Here is a 24,828-nt window from a genome sequence, read left to right as displayed (position 1 = left end):
TCTGAGTGTTCTTGATACAGCCCTGACCCTGGCTACGCGCCCGGCTCCGAAGGGAGAGGGGACTGTCCTGGGTTTCGGGTAGCCAGGCGCTCGCCGGCCGACTGCGGAACAACACTGAACGCCGAACGGCTCCCTCTCCCTTCAGGGAGAGGGCTGGGGAGAGGGAGCTCTGGGGCTGGCTCACAGGCATCAAATTGCCCCAGGCTCCGTATGTCACATCGCCTTGCGGTAATCCGGCCGCAGCTTTGTGAGCAGTGCCGCGACCAGGTCCAGCGCCGAGCACAGCAGGAAGTAGAGCAGGGCGACGAACAGGAACACCTCGGTGGGATGCACCATCACCCGGTTGCTCACCTGGGTGGCGACGAAGGACAGTTCGCCGACGCCGATCACGTAGGCCAGCGAGGTGTCCTTGATCAGTGAGACCCACTGGTTGAGGAACGACGGCAGCATGATCGGCAGCGCCTGCGGCAGGATCACCAGGGTGAGCACCTGCCACGGGCGCAGGCCCAGCGCGCGGGCGGCGTCCCACTGGCCCTTGGGCAGGCTTTCGATGCCTGCGTGCACCGAGTGGGCAAGGTAAGCCCCGCCGATCAGGGACAGCGCGCAAACCACCGTGCCCAGTGCCGGCACGTCGATATGCAGGACGATGGGCAGCAGGAAGTAGGTCCAGAAGATCAGCATCAGCACCGGGATGGCGCGGAAAAAGCCGAGGAACGCCACCAGTATCAGGCGTGGTTTGCCGCCCAGCACCGACAGCGCGATTCCCAGCGCCAGCCCGATGATGGCCGAGGCAACGCCGGAAGCCAGGGCGAGGATGATCGTGAGCGCAGCGCCGCCCAGCGGGCCATCCGGGTAGGCCCCGAGCAGGAAGTAGGACAGGTTGTCCGAGATTACCGAGAAGTCCATCTCAGGCCCCCTGGCGATAGCGGCGGGTCTGCTGGATCGCCTGGCCCAGCGCCTCGATCAGCGCAATGGCGCCGATGTAGAGCAGGGTGGCGATGCCGAACGCCTGGAAGGTCTTGAAGGTCTGCGTCTCCACCTGGCGCGAGGCGTAGGACAGCTCGGCCAAGCCAATGGCCATGGCCAGCGAGGAGTTCTTCAGCGCATTCATGTACTGGCCCATCAACGGCGGCAGCGCAGTGCGCAGCGCCTGCGGCAGGATCACCCAGCGCCACACCTGCAGAGGGCGCAGGCCCAGCGCCATGCCGGCCTCGCGTTGCTGTGGGCGCACCGAGGCGATCCCGGCGCGGAACTCCTCGGCGATGAATGCCGTGGTGTAGAGCGTCAATCCCCACGCGGCAGCCAGAAATTCGAAGGACGGCCACGATAAAGCACCCAGTTCGTGGGGCATGTTCAGCCAACTCACCAGGTTTTCGGGGAGCAGGGCCGGCACGCCGAAGTACCAGAAGAACAGCTGCACCAGCAGCGGAGTATTGCGAAATAGCGCGAGATAGGCCCGCGCCGGCCAGGACAGCCAGCGCGAGTTCGCCTGCCGGGCGATGGCCAGCGGCGCGCCCAGCACGGTGGCCAGAACGCAGCAGAACAGGGAGATACCCAGGGTGAGCAGGAAGCCGTCGAGCAGCCAGCGCAGGTAGGTCGGGGCGAGCAGTTCGCCGAACATGTCACGAATCCATCAGTGAATGAAACGGACACGCCCCGGCGAGCCGGGGCGTGGGATGGTGCGGAGTCAGGCGCGAATCAGCTCTTGTCGCCGATCTTGTACAGGCGGGCGAGCGGGGTCTTGGTGTCCGGCCCGAACCAGGTGTCGTAGATCTTCTGTGCCTGGCCCTGGGCTTCCAGGTCCTGCAGGCTCTGGTTGACGAACTCGGCCAGGGCCTTCTCGCCCTTGGGAATGCCGACGCCGATCAGATCATTGGAAATGGTGAAGGGCGGCACTTCGTACTTGTCCTTGTCCGGCACGTTGGCGAGCAGGCCGATCAGCTTCGGGCCGTCCTGGGTGATGGCCTGGACCTGGCCGTTGCGCAGGGCGGTGAAGGCAAAAGGCGTGTCGTCGTAGGCGATAACCTTGGCACCGGGGAACTTCTCGCGCAGCACGCCTTCGTTGACGGTCCCCTTGTCGACGCCCACGCGCCATTTGTTCAGCTCGTCCGGGCTGCTCAGGGTGCCTTTCTTGACAATGAACTGCTGGCCCGAGGAGAAGTAGGGAATGCTGAAGTCGACCTGCTCGGCACGCTCCGGCGTGATGGTGAAGTTGGCCAGCACCAGGTCGACCTTGTTCGCGGTCAGCAGCGGAATACGGTTGGCCGGGTTGGTCGGCAGCACCTGCAGCTTGACACCGAGCTTGTCGGCCAGCGCCTTGGCGTAATCCACGTCGAGGCCTTCGATCTGCTTGCTCTTGGCGTCGACGAAGCCGAACGGCGGGTTGCTGTCGAAGGCGGCGACGCGCAGCACGCCGGCCTTCTTGATGTCGTCCAGGCGGTCGGCGTGGGCCAGGCCCGAGACAACGGCCAGGGCGAGGGCGGTAACGGCAGTGAGTTTCTTCATGAACATCCAGCTCCTTGTCGGGCCACGCTCGTGTGACGGGGTCCCGGAATGATCGAGAGCGGGCGCTCGAGGGTGGGAGAAGCCCGCTGTAGAGCGGCGGGGGTCGCCCGCCGGCGAGGCCGAGTGTGGCAGTGCGACGGGGCGGCGGAGAAGGAATGAATTCGTCTATCTAATAACCGGAAGAAATATAAAGTAACCGGTTAGATAACCATTTCCATGTCCGTAGAAACCACGCTGTTTCACTTGTAGGAGCGAGCTTGCTCGCGAACGGCCCAGCGCTTGAATCACCTGGAAGATTGTTCGCGAGCAAGCTCGCTCCTACAAAGAGCAGGGGCTGTCAGGGCTTCCAGCGCGCCGCGCTGATGTCCACGGCGCGGGGCAGGATGCGCTCGGCAAGGAACAGGTCGGCAGTGCGTTGCTGCGCAGCAATGTCGGCATCGCCAAGCGGGCGGTTGGGCGAGGGCGGGCGGTGCTTGAAGGTCTCCGCGATCACCGCCGGAGAGAGTCCAGTGACTCGCGCCATGATTGCCACGCTGCCGGCTTCGTCGCTGCGGGTCAGCGCTTCAGCCTGATTGAGGCTGTCCAGTACCTGCTGGACGAACGCGGGATTCGCTCCAGCGTACTCACGGCTGGACAGGTAGAACGGCCCGCTCAGCCCAACCTCGGACCCATCCGCCAACAGCCGCGCGTTGCCGCCCAGCAGCAGCGCGGAGTACCACGGGTCCCAGATCCCCCAGGCGTCCACCTTGCCGCTTTCGAAGGCGGCGCGGGCATCGGCCGGGGTCAGGTACAGCGGCTGGATATCGCTCAGGGTCAGGCCCGCCTGCTGCAACAGGCGCAACAGCAGGTTGTGCGAGCTGGAGCCTTTCTGGAAAGCCACGCGCTTGCCCTTCAGTTCGGCCACGCTGCGGATGGGGCTGTCCTTGGGCACCACCACGGTCTCGGCCTGCGGCTTGGGCGGCTCGACGCCGACGTAGAGCAGGTCGGCGCCGGCGGCCTGGGCGAAGATCGGCGGGATGTCGCCGGTGGAGCCCAGGTCCAGGCTGCCGACGTTCAGTGCTTCGAGCATCTGCGGCCCGGCGGGGAATTCGATCCACTGGATGCGCGTCTGCGGGAAGCGCTGTTCCAGCAGGCCATGTTCCTTGGCCAGCACCAGGCTGACCGAGGCCTTCTGGTAGCCGATGCGCAGTTGCGCCGGGTCCTGAGCGTGAGCGGCGCCGGCCACGAGCAGCAGCAATCCGGCGAGCAGTCGATGAAGCAGGTTCACAGGCTCATTCCTTCCAGTCGTGGGAGGGTTTCTCCCAGAGGTTGATCCCGCCTTCCACGGCGTGGCGATCGATCTCTGCCAGTTCTTCTGCGCTGAAGGCGAGATTGTCCAGGGCAGCGACGTTCTCGATGATCTGTTCGGGGCGGCTCGCGCCGATCAGCGCGGAGGTCACGCGGGCATCACGCAGCACCCAGGCCAGCGCAAGTTGCGCCAGGCTCTGGCCCCGGCGCTGGGCAATCTCGTGCAGCGCGCGGGCGCGGCGCAGGTTGTCCTCGGACAGGTGCTCCGGCCGCAGCGAGGCGCCGCCGGGTTGATTCACTCGCGCATCCGCCGGCACGCCGTTCAGGTAGCGATCGGTCAGCAGCCCCTGGGCCAGCGGCGTGAAGGCAATGACGCCGGTGCCCAGTTCATCGGTGGTAGCCAGCAGGTCCTTTTCTACCCAACGGTTGAACAGGTTGTAGGCCGGCTGGTGGATCAGCAGCGGTACTTTCCATTCTTTCAGCAGCGCGGCCAGTTCGGCGGTCTTGCCGGCGGAATAGGACGAGATACCCACGTACAGCGCCTTGCCCTTCTGCACGGCGCTGGCCAGTGCGCCGGCGGTTTCTTCCAGCGGCGTGTCCGGGTCGAAACGGTGCGAATAGAAGATGTCCACGTAGTCCAAGCCCAGGCGCTGCAGGCTCTGGTCGAGGCTGGAGAGCAGGTACTTGCGTGAGCTGCCGCCCTGGCCGTAAGGGCCGGGCCACATGTCCCAGCCGGCCTTGGTGGAGATCACCAGCTCATCGCGATAGGCGGCGAAGTCCTCGCGCAACAGGCGGCCGAAGTTGATCTCGGCGCTGCCGTAGGGCGGGCCGTAGTTATTGGCCAGGTCGAAGTGGTTGATCCCCAGGTCGAAGGCGGTGCGCAGCAGGGCGCGCTGGCGGTCCAGCGGCACGCTGTCGCCGAAGTTGTGCCACAGGCCCAGAGAAAGGGCGGGCAGTACCAGGCCGCTGCGGCCGACGCGGCGGTAGGGGACGCGCTGGTAACGGTCGGGGTGGGCGAGATAGGTCATGGAAGCTCCTTTGTATACGGGCCGCTAGGCAAACGGGCCGCACGGGGGCGGCCCGCGAGTCGTCAGATCGTGTAGCGGTTGGCCGGGCGCTTGAGCCCGAGGTGATCACGCAGGGTGCTGCCGCTGTAGTCCCGGCGGAACAATCCGCGACGTTGCAGCTCCGGCACCACGAAGTTGGCCACATCCTCCAACCCGCACGGCAGGTGCGGCACCAGCACGTTGAAGCCGTCGGCGGCGCCGCCTTCGAACCAGGCCTGGAGCTCGTCGGCGATCTGTGTCGGCGTGCCGATCAGGCTGTAGTGCCCGCGCCCGCCGGCGATGCGCCGGCCCAACTGGGCGAGGGTGAGGTTCTCGCGCCCGGCCAGGTCGGTGAGCAGTAGTTGGCGGCTGCGCTGGCCACTGTCGGTGAGCGGCAATTCGGGCAGCGGGCCGTCCAGCGGGTAGGCGGAGAGGTCGAAGTTGCCGAGCATGCGCGACAGCAGCGCAACACCCACCTGCGGCTCTACCAGCTCCTGGAATTCCTCGAATTTTTCCTGCGCTTCGGCCTGGCTCTGGCCGACCACCACGAAGACGCCGGGCATGATCTTCAGCTCATCGGGGCTGCGGCCGAAGGTGTCCATGCGCCCTTTGAGGTCGGCGTAGAAGTCGCGCGCGGCGGCCAACGATGTCTGTGCGGTGAATACGACTTCCGCGGTCTGCGCCGCCAGCTCGCGGCCGGTCTCTGAGCTGCCGGCCTGGACGATCACCGGGCGCCCCTGGGGCGAGCGCGCCACGTTGAGTGGTCCCTGCACACGGAAGTGTTCGCCTTCGTGGTTCAGCACGTGCAGCTTGGCCGGGTCGTAGTACTGGCCGCTGGCCTTGTCGCGGGTGAAGGCGTCGTCTTCCCAGCTATCCCACAGGCCAGTGACCACTTCATGGAATTCCCGCGCGCGGGCATAGCGCTCGGCATGACCGAAGTGTTCCTGGCGGTTGAAGTTCAGTGCCTCGGCGGCGGCGTCGGAGGTCACCAGGTTCCATCCCGCGCGGCCTGCGGAAATATGGTCGAGCGAGGCGAATTTGCGCGCCACGTGGTAGGGCTCGTTGTAGCTGGTGGTCACGGTGCCGATCACGCCGATGCGCTCGGTCACCGCTGCCAGCGCCGAGAGTAGTGTCAGCGGCTCGAAGTGATCGGAGCGGGCCATGCGGCTTGCGATATCCACCGTGGGCGCGGCGACGCTGTCGGCTACGAAGACGGCATCGAACTTCGCCGCTTCGGCCACTTGCGCCAGGCGTTTGTAGAGGCGGAAGTCGAGGCCGCCGTCAGCCGGCACATCCGGGTGGCGCCACGCAGCGACGTGGTGACCGGTGGCCATGAGAAAGGCACCGAGGGAAAGGCTTCGTGTCATGTCGGGTTTCCTGTGTGTCCGTTGGGAGGACGCAAGGCAGCGGGTTCGATCTCATGGGCGGCGCCGGGGCGAGCCGGCGCCGCACTTCCTCAGAAGGCTCAGAAGTCCTTGCGCAGTTCCACGCCGAAGTAGCGGCCGTCGTCGCGCGGCACCATGCGGTAGATGTAGCTGCCGCCGCTCGCCAGCAGCGGCGAGTAGGACTTGTCGGTGAGATTCTTGCCCAGCAGGGCGACGCGCCAGCCATCGTTGTAGTCGGCCAGGGCGATGCTGGCGTTCCACAGGCCGTAGGCGCCCTGGATGGTGTCGGGGTTCTGGCTGAGGTCGTACTGCACCTTGTCCTGCCAGCTGTAGTCGGTGCCCAGCTCCACATCCAGGCCGTTGTCCAGCGGAATGCCGTAGTCGGCGCGTACGTAACTCTTCCAGTCCGGAGTGAAGGGCAGCGGCTTGCCGTCGACATTGCAGCTCGACGCCGCGCCCGGCGGGCAGGCGAAACTGTCCACGCGGGCCTTGGTGTAGGCGAGGGCGCCGGAGAGCTTCAGCTGGCGCGTGGCCTGGTAGCTGAAGTCCAGCTCCGCGCCTTCGGTCTTCACCTTGCCTGCGTTGATCAGGCGGGTCACCACCTGGCCTGCGACGGTGTCGTAGAAGTTCGCCTGGTAGTTGTCGTAGACCGTGTGGAAGACCGCGAGGTTGGCGGTCAGGCGGTTATCCAGCGCGGTGGCCTTCAGACCGGCTTCCCAGGAGTTGGAAGTCTCCGGCTTCAGCGCGTCGGTGTCGCGCGGCTGCATGTTGAAGAACACGTTGTACGCCGGCCCCTTGTAGCCGCGCGAGTAGGTGACATAGCTGGTGAGCTGCTCGCTGAGGTCGTACTGCAGCCCCAGGCGGCCGGACCAGCCGTCCTCGTCGGTGGAACCGGAGCTGGAGGTCGACGGCTGGATGCCGGTCACCGCCGTGGCCGAGGTGGAGCGGCGGCGGTGGTCGTATTCCAGGTCGTCGTGGGTGTAACGCAGGCCGGCGATACCGCGGAAGTCATCGGTGAAGTTCAGCGTGCTCTCGCCGAACACCGCGTAGGTATCGCTGCGCGTGCTGTAGTCGGCCACGCCGGTGTTCTGCGCGGTCGTGGAGGTCACCACGCGGCGGTAGGTCTCGTCGTCCACGGCGTGCATGTAGTACAGGCCGCCGACGTACTCGAGGAACTCGCCCTTGGGCGAGGCCAGGCGCAGTTCCTGGGAGTACTGGTCGTAGTTCAGCTCGCCTTTGTCGTGGGAGCTGGGGATGCTCGCGGTGACCTGCGACAGGCGGTCGCCATCCTGCCACTGGGTGTTGTCCCAGCCGCGCCAGGCGCTGATGGAGGTCAGGGTGTAGTCGCCCAGGTTCCAGTCCAGTTGCGCCGACAGGCCCTTGTTGGTGTCGTCGACGTGGGTACGGTAGTCGCTGTTGATCTTGCGGTTGTCGCTGTCCGGCGTCACCGGGCGCAGGGCGTTGGCGAAAGCCGGGCTCGTGGTGCTGGTGATGACGCCGCTGGGGCCGTCGTCGTTGCCCTTCATGTAGTCGGCGATCAGCGTGACCTTGAGGTCGTCGTTGGGCGTGATCTCGAACTTGGTGCGTGCGCCGGCACGGTTGTAGCCGTTGACTTCGTGGCCGTTGTAGACGTTGTCGACATTGCCGTCGTAGCTGCCCAGCAACGCAGTGACGCTGGCCTTGAGCTTGCCGGGGATCAGCGTGCCGCCGATGCCGAAGCGGGTGCGGTTCTCGTTGCCGCCGCCGAAGTGCGAATAGTCGATGTAGCCGGTGGTTTCGTCCGGCACTTCGCGGGTCACCACGTTGAGCACGCCGGCCGAGGCATTCTTGCCGAACAGCGTGCCCTGCGGGCCGCGCAAGACTTCGATGCGCTCGACGTCGAGCAGGTCCAGGGTCGCCTGGCCCGGGCGACCGAGCACTACGCCGTCGATCACCGTCGACACGCTCGGCTCGACGCCGGGGGAGGTGGAGATAGTGCCCACGCCACGAATGAACAGCGAGGTGTCCTTGTTCGAGGCGCCGGTGCGGAAGTTGAGGGTCGGCACCTGCTGGACGATGCTCGACACGTTGTTGCGGTTGTCGCGCTCCAGCTGTTCGCCGTCGATCACCGAGACGGCCACCGGGACCTTCTGCAGCGATTCCTCGCGGCGGGTCGCAGTGACGGTCACGGCCTTGAGCGTCGGCGCCGAGTCGGCGTTCTGGCTCTGCGGGCTGGTAGCCTCCGCGGCCTGAGCACTGATGGCAAGCGCGCCGATCACACCGGCGATGCCCAGGGCCAGCGCACTGCGCCGGCCAGTGAATTGCGGGCGCCCCAGCGCCACCTGTTGTTGCGATTGCATAGCCACTCCTCGTGCCCTGGTCCGCCCTCGGTTCTCTTGTTCCGGGGCGCCTTTTTATCTGCGGGACTGTCACGAGCGCTCGCTCGTGCGAGTGGCATGCATGGGTACGGACAGTCTGTGTTGTTAGCGCTAACATTGGCGAGTATCCTGAATCGCCACATAGATCGTCAAATAATTAAAAATTACGTTTATATTCTTTTATGCCAGGTAAATGGCGGAAGGCAGGAGAGCAGGCTTGGCCAATCAGACCCCCCGCAAACGCCGTGGCGCAGGACGCGTCACGCTGACCGCAGTCGCCGAACGTGCCGGCGTTTCCGCCATCAGCGTGTCGCGCTACTTCAACCAGCCGGCGCAGCTGTCCGATGACCTGCGCGAGCGCATCGGCGCGGCGGTGGATGCGCTGGGCTACGTACCCAACCAGGTGGCCGGCGGGCTGGCCTCGGCGCGGGGCAGGGTAGTGGGGATGGTGGTGCCGAACATTTCCGGGCCGATCTTCGCCGACACCATCCAGGCTGTCAGCGACACCCTGGCTGCCCATGGCTACCAACTGCTGCTGGCCTCCAGCTACTTCTCCGAAGACAAGGAGGAAAGCGCCGTGCGCGCCTTCCTCGGCTGGAATCCGGCAGCGCTGGTGCTGACCAGCCATTTCCACACGCCGGCCACCGAGAAACTGATCGCCGGCGCCGACATTCCGGTGGTGGAGGTCTGGGATTACCAGCCCGAACGCGCACCGATCCAGGTGGGCTTCTCCCACTACCAGGTCGGCGTGGAGGCGGTGCGCTACCTGCACGGGCAGGGCTACCGGCGTATCGCGTTCGTGCAGAACAGTGCGCCGGGGGACTTCAGTGCGCTCGACCGCCGCGACGGCTACGCCAACACCTTGCGCGAGCTGGGCGGCGAGCCATGGATGTTCGTACCCACCGAAAGCGCGCCCTTCGAAGCCGGGCGGCAAGCGATGGAAGCATTGATGGCGCGAGGCTCGGAACGCCCCGAAGCGATCATCTTCGCCAATGACAACCTCGCCGCCGGCGGCCTGCTTGCCGGCCAGCGAGCAGGCCTGAGGATTCCCGAGGATTGCGCGGTGCTGGGCTTCGGCGACTACCCCTTTGCGCCAATGCTGCTGCCGAGCCTCTCGACCATCAAGCCGCCGGCGCGGGAAATTGGCGAGATCGCCGCGCTGCGCGTGTTGCAGTCGATCGGCGTGTTGCCGCTGGAGGGCGAGGTGGAGCGCTTGAACCTGCTCGGCTGCCGGGTGCTGGAGCGCGAAAGCGGCTGAACCGCGCTGCCTGTCCGTCCACTGTAGGAGCGAGCTTGCTCGCGAACGAGTATCCCGACGACTCTGCAGTTGAGCGGTTCGCGAGCAAGCTCGCTCCTACGAAAAGCTCACTTGGCCAGCAGATCGATCACTTCCTGGTCGCTGAGCTGGTGGAAGTCGCGGTAATGGTCGCCTACCGCGCGGAACGGTGTCGGAGTATCCAGGCAGACCAGCACGTCGACCTCTTCGCGCAGGCTCTTTACGGTTTCCGCCGGACCCACCGGAACGGCGAGCACCACCTTGTGTGGGTGGTGCGCCCGCAGGCACTTGAGCGCAGCGCGCATGCTGCTGCCGGTGGCCAGGCCGTCGTCGACCACGATCAGGTCGCGATCTTCCAGGCGCGCCGGCGCCTTCACGCCGCGATAGAGCAAGCGGCGACGCTCCAGTTCGCGGATCTGCTCCAGCACCTGCTGTTCGAACCATTCCGGCGGCGGGTCGAAGCGCTCGAGCATCTGCTCGTCCACCACCCAGTTCGGCTCGGGCCCGTCGACGATGGCGCCCAGGGCGAATTCCTCGTTGCCCGGCGCGCCGATCTTGCGCACCAGCAGCACGTCCAGCGGAGCACCGAGGGCGCGGGCGACCTCCTTGGCCACCGGCACGCCGCCACGGGGCAGGGCGAGGATCAGCGGGTCCTCCAGCGGCATGTCGCGCAGCGCCATGGCGAGGGCAACGCCGGCATGGCGACGGTTGGTGTACTGCACTGAGGGCATCAGAGGCTCCTTTCGCGAGTTACAACAACTTGTCCAGGGTGATGGGCAGCTCGCGGATGCGTTTACCGGTTGCATGGTAGACCGCGTTAGCCACGGCTGCCGCCACGCCGACAGATACCGCCGAGTGCGTAACCGTCGCGCATCACCGCCAGCAGCAGGCAGGCATTCACCCGGCGGCCATCCAGCAGCACCGTGCAGGCGCCGCATTGGCCGTGGCCGCAGCCTTTCTTGCTGCCGGTGAGGTCAAGCTGCTCGCGCAGCAGGTCGAGGGTGGTGGTCCAGGGCAGCACCTGCAGCTGCCGTTCTTCGCCATTGAGGGTCAGGCAGATGCTCTGTGCCGCCATGGACGGCTCGCGGATTGCGGGCATGGGGCCTCCGAAAGATGGATGGCTTGCCTGGGCTGTGAGTGGACACCGGGCCGATGGTTCGGAAAATCCGTGCGAGCGGTCAGAGCGTCGCCGGCCCGTCGAGGCCCTGGAGGAATTCGCCGAAGCCGCCAAGCGCCCGGTAATCATGGCGGGCACTGGTGGTAACGCAGGTCTGGTGGGTCCAGACGATGCGCGCGCCGCTGCGTTCCAGCTCACGAACCAGGTGCACGTCTTCATCGCTGGCGAGCGGCCGGAAGCCGCCGACGCGTTGGTAGGCCAGGGCGCAGATGCCGAGATTGGCGCCGTGGATGTGCCGATGATTCTCCCGGCTCTGGTAGTGACGTTCATGCTGCAGGCGCACGTGCTCGGCGTGCTGGGACCAGTCGTCGACCCGGACCGTGCCGCATACCGCCTCGGCGTTGAACGCGAGTTGGCGCACCAGCCAGTCCCGACTGACGCTGCTGTCGGCATCGGTGCAGGCCAGCCAGCGTGCGCCCGCTTCCAGCAATTGCGCGGCGCCGGCGCGCCGGGCATGGCCAACATTGCGTTCCTCGACCCGCAACACCGCTACGCCCAGCGAGCGGACCACCGCTTCGCTGGCATCGGTGCAGGCATCCAGCACCACCAGGATGCACACCGGCTCGCCGTCCAGGTCAGGATGACGCGCCGCTTCCTGCAGCGAGCGCAGGCAGTTTTCCAGCACTTGCTCCTCGTTATGTGCGGGCACCAGCACGCCGATCATCACGCCTCCTTGTCGAAGCCGGTTTCGTCGAACCACAGCTCCAGTCGGAAATCCCTCTCCAGATGGCGCACCGCCGGGCGTTTGCCCAGGGCATCGGCCAGTGCTTCATGCACCGCATCGCCTGCCAGCGTGCAGTCCTCGATGGGATGACGCCAGTGGCAGGCAAGCAGCACACCGCCTTCGCAGAGGCTTTCCCGCGCCCGTTCGGCGGTGCGCTGCCAGGCCTTCGGGTCGAGGTAGTAACCGACTTCGCCGAGCACGATCAGATCGAAGCGCGCCCTGGGCCAGTCCTGGGGCAACTGGTGCTGCTCGACACGCACGTTCTCCATTCCCGCCAGGCGTTCGCGGGCCAGCGCCACGGCGGCGGCGCTGTAATCGCTGCACAGCAGCCAGTCGACCCGCTGGGCTAATGCGGCGCTGCTTTCACCATTGGCGCAGGCCGGCTCGTAGCCGTGGCGGAAATGCGGACGGGGCAGGCAGGCGAGGATCAACTCGCGCTTGCGCTGTTCGTACCAGCGGGTACGAAAGGACCAGGGGTCCGGGTCGCCGCTGTAGAGCTCATCGAAGTGCTCGGCCGGCAGGCTCATGGCGCACCGCCGGCGGGCAGGAAGAACATTTCAAAGGGTTGCAGCAGGGTTTCCAGCAGCCGCTCGCCGAGTACTGGTTCGGGGCCTTCCAATTGGCTGGCGTGGGCCTGGATGGCTTCGCGCTTGCGCTGTACAGCGGCCTCATCAAGGTCCAGGCGCCGTGCACGAGCCCAGGGCAGGCGCAGATCGCCGGGTACGGCCCAGTGCCAGGCCCATACCGGCGCCTCGATGTGCCGTGCTCCGCAGCCAGCGGCGACCTGGGCGCAGGCCAGGGCGGTAGCTTCATGATCGCAGTGACCGTCTTGGCGCCAGGTACTGATGAGCTGGTCGCCTGGGCGGATCAACGCGCGCAGGCGCTCAGCGAGATCGAGCGTCTTCACGCCGCTGTCCGGCAAATGCAGGCGCTGCCAGTCCCAGCGCTGCAAATCCAGGCCAAGGCGGGTGAGGGCGGTCAGGCTTTCCACTTCGCGGGTGTTGCGCAGGCGCTGCGGCGTCCAGCGCAGCGAGCCGGGATGGCTGCCTTCGCCATCGGTAACCGAGATCAGCAGTCCCTCATGGGCGCCTTCCACGAGACTGGCGAGCAGGCCGCCGCAGGCGAGGACTTCGTCGTCCGGGTGGGGGGCTACCACTACCAGCCGGCAGCCGGGCGGCAGCAGTTCCTCGCTGCGGATGCGTGGCAGACGTTGCAGCTGCGTCGCGGCGCGCCAGACCGAGGCTGGCGTGCCGGCGGCGCCAGCGATGAGGTTTTCCGGCTGGCTCACAGTGCCCAGGCCTCCTCAGCCTCTGCCGCCAGGTGCAGACCGAGGTGCGCAAGGTCGCGCTCACCGTGGCTCTGCCGCATGAAAACCGGCAGGTCGGCGGCCAGACGGGCGAAGCGGCGGTCGCGGCAGAATGGGGTGGCGCCCAGGGCGCGGCCTACGTGCCACTGCACGGCCTCCACCGCGCCTTCGACTTGTGCGCGCACGCGGCGGGCGGCCAGCTCCGAGGCGGCGGCAGGGTTCTCATCGATCCATCCGGCGCACTCGCGCAATGCCCCCGCCGCGCCGGCCAGGGCGGCGTCCACCGCGCCGAGATGGGCCATGGCATGGGGGTCTTCGGTGCGGCCGTGGCGCAAGTAGCTGGCCAGGCGACTGGCGGCGCCATACCAGCAGGCGGCGATGCCGGCGCCACCGTGCCAGAAACCGGGGCGTTGCAGGTATTCACCAGGCCCGCCGATACAACGCGCCAGGGCGCCGTCGAAATCCACCGCAACGCTGTGGGTGGCGGCCATGCCGACGGCGTTCCAGCCATCGCTGCCGATGCGTACGCCCGGCTGCGCCAGGCTCACCGCGACCAGTTGCGGGCGCTGCTGCTCGTCCTTTGCCGTGACCAGTGCGTGCTCCACCACGGCGGCGCCGGAGCACCAGGGCTTGCTGCCGCTGATGCGGACGAAGCCGTTTTCGCGGGCGCTGATCTGCACGCTGGCACCGGGCGGTTCGGCGGCCCACACCGCCCAGGTGCCGGGGATGGCCTCACCCTCCAGCTCGGCAAGGATCGCCATTGCATCGGTATGCCCCTCGTACAGCTTGAGCAGCGACAGGTCCGCGCCCGCCACCGTGGCCAGTGCCTGCCAACGGCGCAAGGTGTCGCCGCTTCCGGGCAAAGGCAGGCGGTCCAGGCCGTCGTCGCTGAGCTGACGCAGGGCGGCGCCGAGGAAGGCGCCCTGGTGGGCGGTTTCCAGCGGCAGTTCGAAATCGCGCAGAAGGTCGCGCAGGGCATGCAGGCGATCCTGGGTCATGGCTTTTCCCGATGGAGGTTGCTTAAACATCCCGACTGCGAGGTCCCCGCCTGGGTTCAGAGTAAATTCGCCGTCGCTCCTTCGGGTTGAACGTCGGACGGATTGCACCGCATCTGCAAATTCACCGCCTCCGGCGCCTGCTGGCCGAAGCACCGGGCGCGGGCGATCAGAGTCCGAAGGGGTAGGTCTGGTCTTCGCCGGGCGCGCTTCGGTTATCCAGGGGGGTAACGGCGCGGGTATGCGCGAACCACAGGAAGGCGTCGAACTGAGCACCCAGCAGCGCGGAAAAGTAATGGCTCTGGCGCTCGTTCTCGGGGCGGTAGATGACCCCGATGGCGCGTTCGAGCAATGGCACTTCCAGTGTCTGACGCAGCGCCTGGCGCTGGCGCCAGTCCACCAGGCACATGGGGATGCCGGTTTCGCCAAACTGCTGCTCCCAACTGTCCGCCCGCGCAGGGCGTACTGGCTTCAGACACATCTCGCCATCCCAGCGATCAGCCGCGGCGACCACGCCGCTGCCCGTGCCCATGCCCAGCAGCACCGCGCTGTCGCCCCAGTGGGTGCGGCACAGCTGGCCCAGGTTGAACTGGCCGTTCCAGCCCATCTCGGTGGCCGAGGCGTCGCCGATGTGCGAGTTGTGCGCCCAGACCACCGCCCGCGCTTGCGGCCCTCGGCGACGCAGCACCTGGCGCAGGGTGTCGAACATGTGGTTGTCGCGCAGATTCCAGGACGCCGAGCCGCCGCGATACATGGCCCGGTAGTAGTGCTCGGCGGCGCGCACCACCCGCGCATTCTGCGCGGCGTCGAAGGAATCCTCGTGGGGATCGAGGGCTTCCAGGCGGGCCATCAGCAGTTCGTTGAGCTGGGTGATGACGGCCTGCTCGCAGGGCGACGAATCGCCTTCGAACACCGCGCGGCCGTAGTCGACCGGGTTGTCCTGCCAGGGCGTCAGGCAGGCATAACGCCGCCGTGCCTCTGCAGCCTGTTGTGGGTCATGCCGGTCCAGATAGCGCAGCACTTCGCCGATCGAGCCGCGCAGGCTGTAGATGTCCAGTCCGCGAAACTCCACGCGGCGATCCGCCGACAGTCCTTCGTTGTGCTCGCGCAGCCAGGCGAGGAAGTCCTTGACCTCGCGGTTGCGCCACATCCAGGACGGGAAGCGGCTGAAGGGCGGCTCGTTGGCCGGCCTTGGGTTGCCGCGCAACTGGCGATCCACCTGCGCCGCATCAGGCCAATCGCCTTCGATGGCGACTATCTCGAAGCCGTGCTGCTCCACCAGCAACCGGGTGATTGCCGCGCGCGCCTGGTAGAACTCTGCCGTACCGTGGCTGGCTTCACCGATCAGTACCACGCGGGCGTCAGCCAGTCGTGCAAAGGTTCTGGCGAACTCCGGCGCGCCGGGGTCGTCGAGGGGCTCGGCGAAGCGGCGCAGGACCGTATGGATGGCGGACGCGGATGGCGGCGAGGCGGTGACGGGCATGACGCGGCTCCTTCGGCGAACGGCTTCTTCGTTCGGCCGCGCGGGAGCAGGGGAGTTCAGCGCTTTGCGCCACTAGCCAACTGACCTGCCGACAAGAAGGGAACGACGCTCGAAGCGTTTTGAGCGAGGAAAGTGAAGCGTGCGGGCAAAAAGAAGGCCCCATCGGAAAGGGGCCAGGGGAAACTCTTGGAGCCACCTCCACCCTAACATCCCCAGCCAGATAGCCAAGCAACTTGTCGGACTAGGCCGTTTCGCCTGCGGGCATATGGCACGGCTGTGTTTCGATTCGTCGGACAGGATCCGCCTGGGGGTGGAGCGGACTTCGTTCGCGATGATGTCTCCGAAGTACCGGGCGACCGTACCGGCTCGAACCACCATGACAGCCACCGGCACTGCAGTTTTCTGAACTCCCCATCGCGAAGGCGTCTCTACCTATCAGACACCCTGGTTTGCGGAGAGCACGCATGCCCAGCCCGAAGAGTCCCGCCCTTGGCAAACCCGGCGCGCCGGGCAAATCCCGCCGCCGGCCTGCCGGTAACGACCGGCCGCACCGCGACTACGTGACCATCACCATTCCCGAACGGTGCCAGCATGGCGAAACAGACGCCTGAGAAGTCCGGCCGGCACGGCCGGGCCAAGAAGCAGCAAGGCGACAAGGGCTTCTCGCGGTTCGCCCAAATGCTCTCGCAATGGTCCGGGCGCCCGCTCACCTTCGCCCTGGCCTGTGTGCTGCTGGTGGGCTGGGCACTGAGCGGGCCGTTCTTCCACTTCAACGACACCTGGCAACTGGTGATCAATACCTCGACCACGATCATCACCTTCCTCATGGTCTTCCTGATCCAGAGCACCCAGAACCGCGATACCGATGCGCTGCACATCAAGATCGATGAGCTCCTGCGCACCACCCACCATGCCCACCGGGTGCTGATGGGGCTCGATGATATGGGGAGCGAGGAGTTGCAGAAACTGCGCAAGACCTATGAGGAAATGGGCGAGGAAAACGCCGGGGATGGCTCACCGCAGAAGGTGGCCGACCGCGAAGAAAAAGCAGAAGGGCAAGCGCAGAATCACGGCGATTGACTGATCTGCCTTCCGGCATTCTGCATCGCTGCAAAGCGCCCTTCGGGCATTCTGCTGATAGCGCGGCGCAATCAGTGCGGCCACCGACAGCTCTGTCATGCGCCCGCGCGGGCACAGGTGGTTCGGGCGCGGAACTTGCTGCACTCCCGATCTACACAAGGGAGATGCACAACATGCAGACGCTCAACAACAAGATGGTCCTGGTCCTCGAGGAAAAGCCCGAGCAGCTCCAGCGCCTGGAAAATCACCTGCTCGGCCAGGGCCACGCGGTGCTCAGCGCGCTGAGCGAAGAGGAAGCCATCGAGCATCTGGTGTCATCCTCGGTGATCGACCTGTTTCTGATCGACGAACAACTCACCGGCCCTCTGACCGGCGCCGCACTGATCGAAGCCTGCCTGCCAATGCGCCCGCGCATGCGCGTGCTGGTGCTATCGCCCTGGGCGGAGAAAGGCGAGGAGGGCGCGCCTTATCCGGTGCTGCCCAAGTCGGTGGACCTTGACGAACTGGAAGGCGCCATCCAACGCACCCTGAACAACCCGCCGGTGCAGCCCTGGCTGATCAACTGAGGCTACAGAGGCTACAGGGTGGGTCTCCCAGTCTGTGCCTATAGTTGCTCCTGCCCACTTCCTTCCCCGTTCACCAGGAGAGATCGCCATGCACGCGTACCTGATCCGCTACCGCCGCGACGGCCAGCCCATGAGCACGGTGTTGCTGCAGGAAAGCCTGAGCCGTGAGCAGGCGCAGAAGTTCGTCCGTGCGCTGCATGGCTCGGTCGGCCACGATTCGCGCGCCGACATCCAGATCAGCGAGGTGCTCTGCACCCAGTGAAAGGCGCCGCCAGGCGCATCGAGGCGAAGCCCATTGCGCCAACACCAGCGGGCGGCACCCACCCATAAAAAACGGCGCCGATCCTTCGGCGCCGTTTTCGTTGCGGGGAACTTTTCGTTGCGGGGAATAACGAATTCAACGGGCCGGCGGGCGCGACGTCCCGCCGGCCCGGAGATCAGTGGCCGTTGTGGCTGCGCTGACCTCCCTTGCGGCCCGCCTCGGATGCGCGCGCCGGATCATTCTTGAAGTTGCCGCCGCTCTGCTGGCCGCCTTTCCTGCCAGCTTCGGATGCGCGCTGCGGGTCTTCCGCGAAATTGCCTTTACCGCCTCTGTGTTCGGCCATGGTGCTTACTCCGTGGGAAATATCCTTGGGAAATGAATTGGCGAATGCAGGGCATTCACTTCATCCGAAAGAATTCACCAACGGGTGTTCGACTCTTTTTTAGAACGATGAGGCATGGCATTCGCGGATCACCGTTATAAGTAAAGAAATAACCGCTGGTCAGGGTTATTAAATTGGCAGACAAGCGTAACGAGAGTCGATCGATACCCAAGCGGCTAATAGAAGGGGATTTATATCGGGCGGGCCGAAACAGGCGGAAAAACCAATGGCACAAGGCCACGGTTCCATTCCTGTCGCAAGGGGGCACGATGAAGCGGTCAATGCAGGAGAGTCCCATGAATCCGCCAAGTTGCCGCTCAGTCGCGGAGCTACTTCACCGCAGCTACCCGCTGTTCGATTTTACCTGTGACCGTCAGGACGACGGCCGTTACCTCATCAGCCTGCAGAGTCGTTACACCTCTACGCCACGTACCAACGTGATCGGTATCCGCGGCGGCGAGCTGCGCACGGACCGACAGGTGAGGAGCCTCGGCATGGAGCTGATCTGCGCCCTGATGTGAGTCGCGGCAGTCGCTTCAAACCACCCGCTTGCGCAACCGCGCGATCAGTTTTTGCCGCTGCTCGGCGTCAGCCTCCCAGACCTTGCCGTCCAGGGCATGGCAGATCAGCCAGATTTCCTCGTTATTGAGCATCACTGCGCCGCCGCCGGCTTCCGCCCGGCGCTTGCGGTAAGCAGCCTGTTTCTCGGCGTTGGTCATTGCGCCTTCCTTGCGGGGGCGCCCCTTGCGTGGCGCTTCGAAGGCATCGCGGGTGGCTCTGTCCTTGGCGTCTTTCATCGGAGCTCCTGGCTTCAAGGTAACGCGTTACTGTGATCGAGGTCATTTTAATGTAACGCGTTACCCAATCAAGGCATTCCTGCAGCCCGCGCCAATCGTCGGCCGGAAGAGTGCGCGCGGCAAAATGGAGCTATTCCTCACATGCGCACACACGGAAGGGAATCTGACATGGAGCGACTACGAAAGGTACTGATGGCCTCGGCATTCAATGAAACCTGCGTCGTTCAGGTGCTGCGGGAAGCCGCCCTCAAAGCGAGTGCCGCCGATACGGCAGCGGCGTTGATGGCCGCCGCGCTGTTGCTCGAGCACGACGCAGAAACCCTGTTGCACGCCGCCCACCGGATCGATCTCGTCCTGCACCATGTCCCCGCCGACGGCGGCAGCATTTCACTGGTGGTGATGGACTGAGCCTTCCGGCAACTGATTGGTGCCGTTTTCCCTGCCTTGCTTTCCTCGCGGGTATTGCGCGCCTTTTACGCGGCCTTGGCCTGTGCCGCTCCGACGTCGAACGGACAGCCCCGAGCAGAACGTACCTGCAAGGCAGGAGCGTCTCTGCACGGCCAGCTTCAGTAACCTGCGGGGTCGGCGGCGTCTCCTTCCTTTCCCGCAAGGGCTATCGGCGAAAGCTGATGCTGCGTTGAGAGAGCCAGAGCGAGGATCAATCAGGCGGAACCGGATGCGTGCCCGGCCAGTCATTGCTTGAAGCACAGGCATGAACCGGAGGCGCCATGGGGGACGAGTCGGTAGCAAAGCGGTACCACGTCCGTTTTGTGAAACAAGGAAGGGCATTCGAGTTCGAGGCGAAGGACGACGCCATGAGTGAGGCTCGCGCCTGGTGCCACGTTGCGCGGCACCTGCAGATACCCATCAACGACCTGCGTGGCTTCCAGAAGCGCTACCACACGATCCGTCGCAACGTGGAGGCGCACCATGTGCAGGACGTGTCCTTCGAGGCCGCCGAGCCGGACACCTGACGCTTGCCGGCAGGCACTGCGCGGTGCCTGCCATGGTTACTAGCCTGGGCACGATGCCGCCGGCATTTGACGACCATCTGCCGCCGCACGCGCCTTGCCACGGAGCGGAGCACCAATTCCCTGAACTCGCGCGTTGCCGCATCAGTCCACTGCCAGAGAACTTTCGGAGGCGGGGATGAAGAAGCGCTACAGCGTGCCCATGGCGAGCATCCTGGCGATCCTGCTGCTGTTGCTGGTCGCCCACATCGCCTTGCCCTATGTGATCCGCGACTACCTCAACGGCAAGCTGGATCGCATGGGCGACTACCACGGCCAGATCGCCGATGTGGACCTTGCGCTATGGCGCGGCGCCTATCGGATCAATGGCCTGAAAATCGTCAAGGTCAACGGCAAGGTGCCGGTGCCGCTGCTGGATGCGCCGGTGATCGATCTGTCGGTGAGCTGGCATGCGCTGTGGTATGACCACGGCATCGTGGCGCGAGTGGTCTTCCTGCGGCCGGAGCTGAACTTCGTCGACGGCGGCGACAAGCAGAATTCCCAGAGCGGTGCCGGCACTGATTGGCGCGAGCAGTTGAACAAACTGTTGCCCATCACCCTGGACGAGGTCCGCATCGACGACGGGCGCATTCACTTCCGCAACTACCAGTCCAGGCCGCCGGTGCACCTGACTGCCAATGAGGTGCAGGCAAGCCTGTACAACCTGACCAACGTGGCGGACGAGAAAGGTGAGCGAGTAGCGCGCTTCGAAGGCCATGCGCAGCTGTTCGGCCAGGCGCCGGTAGAGGTGCAGGCATCCTTCGACCCATTCGAGAACTTCGAGGATTTCGAATTGCGCCTGCGCGCCAGCGACGTCGAACTGCGTCGGGTGAACGACTTCGCCTCGGCCTACGGCAAGTTCGATTTCAATCGTGGTCGCGGCACCCTGGTCATCGAGGCGAAGGCAAAGGACGGCCAGCTCAGCGGCTATCTCAAACCGCTGCTGCGGGATGTGGACGTGTTCAACTGGCAGCAGGACGTGGAAGAAAAGGACAAGAGCCTGTTCCGTTCCATCTGGGAGGCACTGGTCGGCGGCGGCGAGACAGTACTCAAGAACCAGCGCAAGGACCAATTCGCCACCCGCGTCGACCTCAGTGGCAGCGTCCACCGTCAGGACATCAGCGCCTTCCAGGCTTTTCTCGGCATTCTGCGCAATGCCTTCATCCAGGCTTTCAATGCGCGCTACGAGCGTAACGCGCCGGACGAGTGAGCCCAGGTTTCAGTGACTGGTGCCGTGCGCGTTGCCATGTGTGGCGGCGCAACCGAAGCCCGGCTCATCGGACCTGGTGCGCAGGCGCGCGGTAGCTGATACCGAACTGGAAGACGATACGCCGGGTGTATTGCGAGGATGGTCCGCAGAAACATCGAGAAGGTCCTGGGGCAGGCCGGATAACCGGCCCGCCCCGGGTTTGGGTCAGTGCCAGAAAATGGCGAGCAGGATGATGATCGGGATCGGCACGCCAAGGAAGTAGAGGAGGATCGAGCGCATGGTCAGTCTCCTGTCAGCGGATGGGTTGGGCGTGGGTGGTGGCGTGTAGGCCATGGGTCACCAGCAGCTCAGCATCGCGGCGGCGGCCGCCGTGGATGGCCAGGAGGCTGGCGAAGAAGGCGCCGCAGAGCAGTGCTGCGAACATCCACAAGGCCGAGCCGGCAGCTACCTTGCGCGCCGTATCGGCCGCTTGAAGCGCCTGTTGCTTGGCCTGCTGCGCCTTGGCGAATACCGCGTCGACGCGTTGCTCAGCTTCGGCCTGGCTGATCTCGGTACGCTGGGCGATGACACGGGCGAGGTAAGTGCGATCTTCAGCGTTGAGCTGACCTTCGCCCAGGCCGCGCAGGAAGATGCGCGAGGCGACGGCGTGGGCAGCATCGTCACTCACCGAGATCGGGCGGTTGTCACGGAACAGCGTGTCGATGAAATACGCTGAGTTGGCGTCCCCACTCTTCACTGCCGCGCCGGCGCCTGCCGAACTGGCTGCGCTGGCGGCAACCGTGGCGCTGGCCTGTACGCCGCCACCGATCAGGCTGCTGACCGAACCGACCACCAAAGTGGCGGTGACCAGCGTGGCGATGGCCCAGGCCAGGAAGCCGTGGGCGGTATCACGGAAGTAGACCTCGTCGCCGTGCAGGCTGGTCCACTTCACCCGCAGGCGCCCGGCCAGGTAGCCACCCAGGCCAGAGGCAAGGATCTGCGTGATTGCCAGCCAGATGAAGGTGGAAATACTCATCTGCTTGAAGGTGCCGCCGTCGCCTGGCCACGGTGAGATGGCGGAGAAGCCCAGGCCGAAGCCGAGGACAATAAGGATCAGCGACAACGCTGCGGCGGCAGCTGCGCCGGCGAAGATTGCAGCCCAGGAAACGCCGGAGCGATCGAGGGCAAGAGCGGCAGGAGAATCGGTGCTGGATATCATGGCGCGGGCTCCTTGGTCTGTTCTGCAACAGTCTTTGCAGCGCCCATGCCAGATATTTCAAAATATTAATTCGTTATATTTCATATAGATAGATATTGAGCGACAAAGGTGGCGATGCAGATCGCCCGGAAGGCGCCACGAGCAATGGCAGATTGCACGATCGCATGTCGGGCATTGCGAACCCAGGCGCCCCGCCCGAAACCGGGCGGGACGCGGTTCGTCAGGCGGCCGCTTCCTTCTCCCGGCCGGCGCGCACATCGAAGGCGCCGCCGGTGAGAACGCCATCCACGGTCACTCGGCCTTTGCCGGGCAGCAGCGGGAACACCAGTTCAGCGAAGCGATAGGCTTCTTCCAGGTGCGGATAGCCCGACAGCACGAAGCTGTCGACACCCAGTGTGGCGTATTCCAGCAGGCGCGCGGCTACGGTTTCCGGATCACCCACCAGCGCAGTGCCGGCACCGCCGCGCACCAGGCCGACGCCAGCCCAGAGATTCGGCGCGACTTCCAGCTTGTTGCGATCACCGCCGTGAAGCGCGGCCATGCGTTGCTGGCCGACCGAATCCATCTTCGCGTAGTTGGTTTGCGCGGCAGCGATGATGGTGTCGTCCAGGTGGCTGATCAGCTCTTCGGCCGCTGCCCAGGCTTTCTCGTTGGTCTCGCGGACGATGACGTGCAGGCGCACGCCGAAACGCACGGTACGGCCCAGGCGTGCGGCGCGCTCGCGGACGTCGGCGATCTTCTCGGCTACCGCGGCGGGAGGTTCGCCCCAGGTCAGGTAGGCATCCACATGCTTGGCCGCCAGCTCATGGGCGGCAGGGGAGGAACCGCCGAAGTACAGCGGAGGGTAGGGCTGCTGCACCGGCGGGAAGAAGTTTTGCGCGCCATTGACCTTCAGATGCTTGCCTTCGTAGTCCACGGTTTCGCCCTGCAGCAGGCGGCGCCAGATACTCAGGAACTCGTCGGACGCGGCGTAGCGCTCATCGTGACTGAGGAAAACACCGTCAGCCTCCAGCTCGGTGCTGTCACCGCCGGGCACCACATTGAGTAGCAGGCGGCCACCGCTGGCCTGATCCAGCGTCGCAGCCTGGCGTGCGGAGGCGGTGGGGTTGCCCAGCGAAGTGCGCAGCGCCACCAGCAATTTGATGCGCCGGGTGACCGGCACCAGGCTGGCGGCGGTCACCCAGGGGTCCAGGCAACTGCTGCCGGTGGGGATCAACAGGCCGTCGTAGCCGAGTTGGTCGGCCGCCACGGCGATCTGCCGCATGTACTCATTGGTCGCCGGGCGGCCACTGCCCGAGTGGCCCAGGTAGCGGGTGTCGCCGGAAGTCGGCAGGAACCAGAAAATATCCAGACTCATGGGGTGTCCTCGTTGCCATCGTCGAAATGGGGCGTCGCCCCGTCGGTGCACGCGTGGCAAGTCTTTATTGGAATTCGGACCCGGCAGCCGGCACGGTTCGTGCGCTCGGTTCAGGCAGAAGGGAGAGGGGCGGCTGCATGGTGGGTCTGACTGATCAGCAAGGCCTGTGCCAGAGCGGCAGGCCGCGAATTTCGCGGGACGCGAGGTCTCGACAGTGTTGACTGAGCAACACGACTGCTGATTCGCTGTTGCTACAGCAACAGTTCATCCTTCGAAAAAGGCATTAGGTTATGCCTTCCGGCGATTTGTCCTGCGCGACGCGACCGATCAGGATAGGCAATCGTGATTGAAAGCCCCTGAATACCAAGGAACAGAGCAAGCGATGAACGACGCCAACCGACTGAACGAGAATGGCCCGGTGAACTGGCAGCTGGCGCAGATCGTCGAGGACCTGCGTGGCGCACGCAATGAATGGCGCACCCGCACCGGCCGGCACCCCGAGCAGGGTGGCCGCGAACTGCCTTCGCGCCAGTCCATCGAAGAAGTGGTGGAGCGCCTGGCCAGTGCGCTGTTCCCCATGCGCCTGGGCCCGAATGATCTGCGCGAAGAAAGCGAGGACTTCTTCGTCGGCCACACCCTGGACGCTGCCCTGAATGCGCTGCTGGTGCAGGCCCGCCTGGAGCTGCGCTACAGCGCGCGGCAGCGTGGCGATGTGGTGGACAGCCGGATCGATGAGCACGCCGTCGTGCTGGTGCGCGATTTCGCTCGCGCACTGCCGGAAATGCGCAAGCTGCTCGACGCCGATGTGCTGGCGGCCTACCAGGGTGATCCAGCCGCGCGCAGCGTGGACGAAGTGCTGCTGTGCTATCCGGGCGTGGTGGCGATCATCCACCACCGCCTGGCACACCACCTCTATAACGCCGGCCTGCCGTTGCTGGCCCGGATCATCTCGGAACTGGCGCACTCGGCCACTGGTATCGACATCCATCCTGGCGCGCAGATCGGCAGCAGCTTCTTCATCGACCACGGCACCGGCGTGGTGATCGGTGAAACGGCGATCATCGGCAAGCAAGTGCGCATTTACCAGGCCGTAACCCTGGGTGCCAAGCGTTTCACCGCTGACGAAACCGGCCAGTTGCACAAGGGCGAGCCGCGCCACCCCATCGTCGAAGATGAAGTGGTGATCTACGCCGGCGCCACCATCCTGGGGCGTGTCACCATCGGAAAGGGCTCGACCATCGGCGGCAACGTCTGGCTGACCCGCAGCGTGCCGCCGGGCAGTCAAGTGAGCCAGGCCAGCTTGCAGCACGACGAAAGCCGCTGCGGGAAGGACTGAAGCCGGGCCTCCCTGCGGACACGCGAAGCGAAGCGGGGGAGTTGACAGCCCCCTCGCTACTTCAGCAGTATCCGTCAGACATTTCGCGC

Annotated in this window: 27 protein-coding genes and 2 pseudogenes; 10 read left to right on the top strand and 19 right to left on the bottom strand. The window is 65.4% G+C overall.

Annotated elements, in window-relative coordinates; genetic code table 11:
• Positions 1–213 precede the first annotated feature (213 nt).
• The 7 genes from ACNFH5_RS24465 to ACNFH5_RS24435 all read right to left on the bottom strand — a co-directional run bounded on the left by ACNFH5_RS24465 (position 214) and on the right by ACNFH5_RS24435 (position 8,562).
• Positions 214–906, bottom strand: a complete 693-nt coding sequence (locus ACNFH5_RS24465) for an amino acid ABC transporter permease (protein WP_416750485.1) — start codon at positions 904–906, stop codon at positions 214–216.
• Position 907: 1 nt separating this feature from the next.
• Complete coding sequence (locus tag ACNFH5_RS24460; protein WP_416750483.1) at positions 908–1,621, bottom strand: amino acid ABC transporter permease; 714 nt, start codon at positions 1,619–1,621, stop codon at positions 908–910.
• 77 nt (positions 1,622–1,698) lie between these two features.
• The gene (locus ACNFH5_RS24455) at positions 1,699–2,505 is read right to left on the bottom strand and encodes an ABC transporter substrate-binding protein (protein ID WP_416750481.1); all 807 of its coding nucleotides are present in this window, start codon (positions 2,503–2,505) and stop codon (positions 1,699–1,701) included.
• 337 nt (positions 2,506–2,842) lie between these two features.
• The gene (locus ACNFH5_RS24450; RefSeq protein WP_416750479.1) at positions 2,843–3,772 is read right to left on the bottom strand and encodes an aliphatic sulfonate ABC transporter substrate-binding protein; all 930 of its coding nucleotides are present in this window, start codon (positions 3,770–3,772) and stop codon (positions 2,843–2,845) included.
• 4 nt (positions 3,773–3,776) lie between these two features.
• The gene (gene mgrA / locus ACNFH5_RS24445; RefSeq protein ID WP_416750477.1) at positions 3,777–4,820 is read right to left on the bottom strand and encodes an L-glyceraldehyde 3-phosphate reductase; all 1,044 of its coding nucleotides are present in this window, start codon (positions 4,818–4,820) and stop codon (positions 3,777–3,779) included.
• Between the two features lie 62 nt (positions 4,821–4,882).
• Positions 4,883–6,205 (bottom strand): LLM class flavin-dependent oxidoreductase, encoded by a 1,323-nt coding sequence (locus ACNFH5_RS24440; protein ID WP_416750475.1) that lies wholly within the window; start codon positions 6,203–6,205, stop codon positions 4,883–4,885.
• 98 nt (positions 6,206–6,303) lie between these two features.
• Positions 6,304–8,562, bottom strand: a complete 2,259-nt coding sequence (locus ACNFH5_RS24435) for a TonB-dependent receptor (RefSeq protein ID WP_416750472.1) — start codon at positions 8,560–8,562, stop codon at positions 6,304–6,306.
• 235 nt (positions 8,563–8,797) lie between these two features.
• On the opposite strand from ACNFH5_RS24435, the gene ACNFH5_RS24430 reads away from it, so the two are divergent.
• Positions 8,798–9,838: a LacI family DNA-binding transcriptional regulator gene (locus ACNFH5_RS24430; RefSeq protein WP_416750470.1), complete on the top strand. Its 1,041-nt coding sequence runs from the start codon at positions 8,798–8,800 to the stop codon at positions 9,836–9,838.
• A gap of 107 nt (positions 9,839–9,945) precedes the next feature.
• Here the strand turns inward: ACNFH5_RS24430 and ACNFH5_RS24425 are convergent, their stop codons facing one another.
• The 8 genes and pseudogenes from ACNFH5_RS24425 to ACNFH5_RS24390 form a co-directional block, all read right to left on the bottom strand.
• On the bottom strand, positions 9,946–10,587 hold the full coding sequence (locus ACNFH5_RS24425) for a phosphoribosyltransferase (protein WP_416750468.1): 642 nt from the start codon (positions 10,585–10,587) through the stop codon (positions 9,946–9,948).
• A gap of 19 nt (positions 10,588–10,606) precedes the next feature.
• A pseudogene (locus ACNFH5_RS24420) lies at positions 10,607–10,699 on the bottom strand (hypothetical protein); the annotation flags it as partial.
• 10 nt (positions 10,700–10,709) lie between these two features.
• A pseudogene (locus ACNFH5_RS24415) lies at positions 10,710–10,955 on the bottom strand ((2Fe-2S)-binding protein); the annotation flags it as partial.
• Between the two features lie 79 nt (positions 10,956–11,034).
• Positions 11,035–11,697, bottom strand: coding sequence for a glycosyltransferase (locus ACNFH5_RS24410; protein ID WP_416750466.1), 663 nt, complete (start codon positions 11,695–11,697; stop codon positions 11,035–11,037).
• Positions 11,697–12,284 carry a methyltransferase domain-containing protein gene (locus ACNFH5_RS24405; RefSeq protein ID WP_416750464.1) on the bottom strand — a complete coding sequence of 196 codons (588 nt, stop codon included), beginning with the start codon at positions 12,282–12,284 and terminating at the stop codon, positions 11,697–11,699. Before ACNFH5_RS24405 ends, ACNFH5_RS24410 begins: the two co-directional genes overlap by 1 nt.
• Positions 12,281–13,045, bottom strand: a complete 765-nt coding sequence (locus ACNFH5_RS24400) for a PIG-L deacetylase family protein (protein ID WP_416750462.1) — start codon at positions 13,043–13,045, stop codon at positions 12,281–12,283. Before ACNFH5_RS24400 ends, ACNFH5_RS24405 begins: the two co-directional genes overlap by 4 nt.
• Positions 13,042–14,061 (bottom strand): acyl-CoA dehydrogenase, encoded by a 1,020-nt coding sequence (locus tag ACNFH5_RS24395; RefSeq protein WP_416750460.1) that lies wholly within the window; start codon positions 14,059–14,061, stop codon positions 13,042–13,044. The genes ACNFH5_RS24400 and ACNFH5_RS24395 overlap by 4 nt, the downstream gene beginning before the upstream one ends.
• 166 nt (positions 14,062–14,227) lie before the next feature.
• Positions 14,228–15,541, bottom strand: coding sequence for an erythromycin esterase family protein (locus ACNFH5_RS24390; RefSeq protein WP_416750458.1), 1,314 nt, complete (start codon positions 15,539–15,541; stop codon positions 14,228–14,230).
• A gap of 464 nt (positions 15,542–16,005) precedes the next feature.
• Between ACNFH5_RS24390 and ACNFH5_RS24385 the strand changes: the two genes are divergently transcribed.
• The 4 genes from ACNFH5_RS24385 to ACNFH5_RS24370 all read left to right on the top strand — a co-directional run bounded on the left by ACNFH5_RS24385 (position 16,006) and on the right by ACNFH5_RS24370 (position 17,449).
• Positions 16,006–16,152, top strand: a complete 147-nt coding sequence (locus ACNFH5_RS24385) for a hypothetical protein (protein ID WP_416750456.1) — start codon at positions 16,006–16,008, stop codon at positions 16,150–16,152.
• Positions 16,133–16,621 (top strand): low affinity iron permease family protein, encoded by a 489-nt coding sequence (locus ACNFH5_RS24380; RefSeq protein ID WP_416750454.1) that lies wholly within the window; start codon positions 16,133–16,135, stop codon positions 16,619–16,621. Before ACNFH5_RS24385 ends, ACNFH5_RS24380 begins: the two co-directional genes overlap by 20 nt.
• Positions 16,622–16,794: 173 nt before the next feature.
• Entirely contained in the window at positions 16,795–17,187 is a 393-nt protein-coding gene (locus ACNFH5_RS24375) for a response regulator (RefSeq protein ID WP_416750452.1), read from the top strand.
• An 88-nt stretch (positions 17,188–17,275) separates the two neighbouring features.
• Positions 17,276–17,449, top strand: a complete 174-nt coding sequence (locus ACNFH5_RS24370) for a hypothetical protein (protein WP_416750450.1) — start codon at positions 17,276–17,278, stop codon at positions 17,447–17,449.
• A gap of 175 nt (positions 17,450–17,624) precedes the next feature.
• Here ACNFH5_RS24370 and ACNFH5_RS24365 read toward each other — a convergent pair whose 3' ends face one another.
• Positions 17,625–17,792 carry a general stress protein gene (locus ACNFH5_RS24365; protein ID WP_416750448.1) on the bottom strand — a complete coding sequence of 56 codons (168 nt, stop codon included), beginning with the start codon at positions 17,790–17,792 and terminating at the stop codon, positions 17,625–17,627.
• A gap of 335 nt (positions 17,793–18,127) precedes the next feature.
• Here ACNFH5_RS24365 and ACNFH5_RS24360 point away from each other — a divergent pair, with 335 nt between their 5' ends.
• A complete protein-coding gene (locus ACNFH5_RS24360) occupies positions 18,128–18,352 on the top strand; it encodes a hypothetical protein (RefSeq protein WP_416750446.1) in 225 nt (74 codons plus the stop codon).
• Positions 18,353–18,367: 15 nt separating this feature from the next.
• Here the strand turns inward: ACNFH5_RS24360 and ACNFH5_RS24355 are convergent, their stop codons facing one another.
• Complete coding sequence (locus ACNFH5_RS24355; protein WP_416750444.1) at positions 18,368–18,628, bottom strand: hypothetical protein; 261 nt, start codon at positions 18,626–18,628, stop codon at positions 18,368–18,370.
• A gap of 192 nt (positions 18,629–18,820) precedes the next feature.
• On the opposite strand from ACNFH5_RS24355, the gene ACNFH5_RS24350 reads away from it, so the two are divergent.
• The 3 genes from ACNFH5_RS24350 (at position 18,821) to ACNFH5_RS24340 (ending at position 20,848) form a co-directional block, all read left to right on the top strand.
• A complete protein-coding gene (locus ACNFH5_RS24350) occupies positions 18,821–19,036 on the top strand; it encodes a hypothetical protein (protein ID WP_416750442.1) in 216 nt (71 codons plus the stop codon).
• 407 nt (positions 19,037–19,443) lie between these two features.
• Entirely contained in the window at positions 19,444–19,602 is a 159-nt protein-coding gene (locus ACNFH5_RS24345) for a hypothetical protein (protein ID WP_416750440.1), read from the top strand.
• 175 nt (positions 19,603–19,777) lie between these two features.
• Positions 19,778–20,848: a DUF748 domain-containing protein gene (locus ACNFH5_RS24340; protein ID WP_416750438.1), complete on the top strand. Its 1,071-nt coding sequence runs from the start codon at positions 19,778–19,780 to the stop codon at positions 20,846–20,848.
• A gap of 292 nt (positions 20,849–21,140) precedes the next feature.
• On the opposite strand, the gene ACNFH5_RS24335 is transcribed toward ACNFH5_RS24340, so the two are convergent.
• Positions 21,141–22,046: a hypothetical protein gene (locus tag ACNFH5_RS24335; RefSeq protein WP_416750436.1), complete on the bottom strand. Its 906-nt coding sequence runs from the start codon at positions 22,044–22,046 to the stop codon at positions 21,141–21,143.
• A 220-nt stretch (positions 22,047–22,266) separates the two neighbouring features.
• Entirely contained in the window at positions 22,267–23,403 is a 1,137-nt protein-coding gene (gene ssuD / locus ACNFH5_RS24330) for an FMNH2-dependent alkanesulfonate monooxygenase (RefSeq protein WP_416750434.1), read from the bottom strand.
• Positions 23,404–23,785: 382 nt separating this feature from the next.
• Here ssuD and epsC point away from each other — a divergent pair, with 382 nt between their 5' ends.
• Positions 23,786–24,739 carry a serine O-acetyltransferase EpsC gene (epsC, locus tag ACNFH5_RS24325; RefSeq protein ID WP_416750432.1) on the top strand — a complete coding sequence of 318 codons (954 nt, stop codon included), beginning with the start codon at positions 23,786–23,788 and terminating at the stop codon, positions 24,737–24,739.
• Positions 24,740–24,828 lie beyond the last annotated feature (89 nt).

It is taken from the genome of Pseudomonas sp. NY15435, assembly GCF_048068295.1.
Classification (GTDB): domain Bacteria; phylum Pseudomonadota; class Gammaproteobacteria; order Pseudomonadales; family Pseudomonadaceae; genus Pseudomonas.
This window is presented reverse-complemented; position numbering and strand designations above follow the sequence as displayed.